4 protein-coding genes and 1 pseudogene are annotated in these 3355 nt (G+C 72.0%); 4 read left to right on the top strand and 1 reads right to left on the bottom strand.

The features are described 5' to 3' along the window. The coding region (locus ACWC21_RS18290; protein WP_450882919.1) for a zinc-dependent metalloprotease at positions 1-973 on the bottom strand (973 nt) is incomplete at its 3' end. A gap of 191 nt (positions 974-1164) precedes the next feature. Between ACWC21_RS18290 and ACWC21_RS18285 the strand changes: the two genes are divergently transcribed. The 4 genes and pseudogenes from ACWC21_RS18285 to ACWC21_RS18270 all read left to right on the top strand — a co-directional run. Further along, positions 1165-2277, top strand: coding sequence for an SDR family oxidoreductase (locus tag ACWC21_RS18285; protein ID WP_450882917.1), 1113 nt, complete (start codon positions 1165-1167; stop codon positions 2275-2277). A 71-nt stretch (positions 2278-2348) separates the two neighbouring features. Further along, positions 2349-2810, top strand: a complete 462-nt coding sequence (locus tag ACWC21_RS18280; protein WP_450882915.1) for a molybdenum cofactor biosynthesis protein MoaE — start codon at positions 2349-2351, stop codon at positions 2808-2810. Positions 2811-2927: 117 nt separating this feature from the next. Then, positions 2928-3092: a hypothetical protein gene (locus ACWC21_RS18275; RefSeq protein WP_450882913.1), complete on the top strand. Its 165-nt coding sequence runs from the start codon at positions 2928-2930 to the stop codon at positions 3090-3092. Positions 3093-3154: 62 nt separating this feature from the next. Beyond that, positions 3155-3355, top strand: a pseudogene (locus ACWC21_RS18270) (PDZ/DHR/GLGF domain-containing protein); the annotation flags it as partial.

Here is a 3355-nt window from a genome sequence, read left to right as displayed (position 1 = left end):
CTGGCTGGAACATTCCCTGCTGCAGGGCGTCCTGCAGCTGCTCGGGATTCTGCGGGTCGAACTGGCCGACCACGTCCTCCAGCTTGGCGGTGTCGACCTTGATCCCGCGCGCGTAGCCGTCGACCGCGCCGAACAGGTGCGAGCGCAGCCACGGCACGTGCGCGAACAGGCGCTGGTGGGCGGCCTCGCGCAGGGCGAGGTACAGCCGCACCTCCTCCTTCGGCACGCCCAGGTCCTGGCCGAACGCGTCCACGTTCACCGGCAGCAGCGCGGCCTTGCCGGCCGGGCCCAGCGGCAGGCCGATGTCGGTGGAGCCGACCACCTCGCCCGCGAGCACGCCCACGGCCTGACCGATCTGCGTGCCGAACATGGCGCCGCCCATCGAGCGCATCATGCCGATCAGCGGGCCCGCCATGGCCTGCATCTCCTCCGGCAGGACGTCGCCCATGGCCGCGCCGACCCGCTCGGCGACCGGGTCGACGAGCTCCTGCCAGGCCGGCAGGGTCGCCTCCACCCACTCCGCGCGGGACCAGGCCACCGCGGTGCCCGCACCGGACGGCAGGGACGTCGCGTCGTCCAGCCACAGATCGGCCAGCCGGACGGCCTCCTGCACCGACTGCCGCTCGGCGGGGCCGACGCTCGAGTCCTTGACGCCGCCAGGGCTGCCCTGGGAGACCGTCTGGCGGGCGATCTGCTTGGCCATGTCCCAGTTCACCGGGCCGCCCTCGTAGGAGAGCATCTGGCCCAGCTGCTGGAAGGCGGCGCCCAGGTCGGTGGGGTTCAGCGAACCGAACATGGCCGCGAGCGGATTGTCGGCGCCGGGGCCGCCAAAGCCTCCGGCTCCGGGCAGCCCGAAACCGAACGGGTTGGCCGGTCCCTGCCCACCACCGCTCTCCTGGTCCTTCTTCTTGCCCTCGTCGCCGTCCTCCGGCTCCTCCGGCGGAAGGCCGAATCCGAATGGGGTGTCACTCACTGGGTTCCTCGGCTGGTAAGGCCACCGGTTCTCCCGGCGGCGCGGCTGCCCGACAACACCACCCAGCGTAGACACCCCGACCCGATCGGGCCTCGGTGCTTCGCCGACTCTCGGCCTGCGGCAGGATGGATGCCACCTGGTACGTACGCGTCACCCGCGCTCGTACTGAAGACAACCGCTGGAGACGCCTGGTGAGTTCCCCAGATCCGCAGGTTCGCGCAGCGCGAAACCATTCAACCGGTCCCGCCGCGCGCGGGCCCGTCGTCGCCGTCACCGGTGCCGCCACCGGGGTCGGCGCGCTGCTCACCGAGCGGCTCGCCGCGTCGGACGGGGTCAAGCAGGTCGTGGCCATCGACGAGCGGCGCGGGGAGTGCGCGGCGGCGCAGTGGCACATCCTCGACGTGCGGGACCCGGCGATCGCGGACAAGCTGCGGGGCGCCGACGTCGTCGTCCACCTCGCGCTGGACCTGGATCTGGAGACCGATCCGGCGGCGCGTACGGCTTACAACGTCCGGGGGACGCAGACCGTGCTGACCGCCGCGGCGGCGGCCGGGGTGCACCGGGTGGTGCTGTGCACCTCCGCGATGGTCTACGGGGCGCTGCCGGACAACGAGCTGCCGTTGTCGGAGGACGCGGAGCTACGGGCGACGGCCGAGGCGACCGGGGTCGGGGACCTGCTGGAGATCGAGCGGCTGGCGCGGCGCGCTCCGCGGGCGCATCCGGGGCTGAACGTCACCGTGGTCCGGCCCGCGGTCCTGGTCGGAGGCACCGACACCGCGCTGACGCGCTACTTCGAGTCGCCCCGGCTGCTGGTGGTGGCCGGGTCGCGGCCGGCCTGGCAGTTCTGTCATGTCGAGGACCTGTGCACCGCGCTGGAGTACGCGGTGCTGGAGAAGGTCGACGGGGAACTGGCCGTCGGGTGCGACGGGTGGCTGGAACAGGAGGAGGTCGAGGAGCTGAGCGGGATCCGGCGGATGGAGTTGCCGTCCGCGGTGGCGCTGGGGGCGGCGGCGCGGTTGCACCGGATCGGGCTCACTCCGTCGCCGGCCGGGGATCTCGCCTACACGATGTACCCGTGGGTGGTGAGCGGGAGCCGGTTGCACGACGCCGGGTGGCGTCCGAAGTGGACCAACGAGGAGGTCCTCGAGGAGCTGCTGGAGGAGGTCGCCGGGCGGCACACGGTGGCCGGGCGGCGGCTGGGGCGCAAGGACGCGACCGCGGCGGGGGCAGCGGGCGCGACGGTGGCTCTGCTGGGCGCCGCCGCCGTGGTGCGGCGGGCCCGCAAGGCACGACGGCGGATCTGAGGGGGCCCGCCAGCGCCGCCCTTCTCGTTCCCGCCCCGGGGCTTCCCCCGTGAGGTGGCACGATGGGGGGCATGGCACCCACCAGTGAGCACCCCGGAGAGCGCGCCGCTCAGGATCCCGTCAGGCTGATCGGGGTCCGGGAGACCGCCCTCTCCGTGGACGAGGTCTTCCAGGCCGTCGGTGACGACGCCGCCGGCGGAATCGCGCTGTTCGTGGGGACCGTGCGCAATCACGACGGGGGCGCCGACGTGGACGCGCTGGGGTATTCGTGCCACCCCAGTGCGGAGGCCGAGATGCGGCGGATCGCGGAGAAGGTCGTCGCGGAGTATCCGGTGCGGGCACTGGCGGCCGTACACCGTGTGGGTGACCTCCGGGTGGGGGATCTCGCCGTCGTCGTCGGGGTGGCGTGTCCGCACCGGGCGGACGCGTTCGAGGCCTGCCGGAAGCTGATCGACGACCTCAAGCACGAGGTGCCGATCTGGAAGCACCAGAAGTTCTCGGACGGCACCGAGGAGTGGGTCGGCGCCTGCTGAGTGCACGCGCCGTCTCCCGGTTGCGTAACCGCACCCCTGCCGCGAGCGTTGTCAGGACGGAAGGCTAATCTGCTGATCAGTCAGTTGCGGACACTCGCATGGGGTTGGGAGGTCGGCATGGCGGCGCTCGCCTGGTTGTTGATTCCGCTGGTGGCTGCGATCGGCGCCGGTCTGTGGGGCACGTGGGCCAACCGGACGCGGAGAGCACGGAACGACGGTCCCGAGCTGGACGGATACGCCCGTTTCCGCGAGGCCATGGAGAGGTCCCACTCCGGCACTTGACGGGCACGGTACAAGGGCGGCCCTGACGGTGCGCTGACAGAGGCGTCCCGTACTGTCGATGCATGCCACGCCGCACCGCGACGATGCTCGCCTCCACCCTGATGCTGATCGCGCTCCTGTGCGCGGGGGTCTTCATTCCCGTGCCGTACTCGGAGATGTCTCCGGGGCCGACCGTGAACACCCTGGGGGACCACGACGGCGAGCCGGTGCTGCAGATCTCCGGGCACAAGACATACGCGGCCTCCGGACACCTCAACATGACC

Source organism: Streptomyces sp. NPDC001348 (assembly GCF_053597535.1).
The sequence above is the reverse complement of the archived record's forward strand: the minus strand, read 5'-3'. Positions and strand labels throughout refer to the sequence as shown.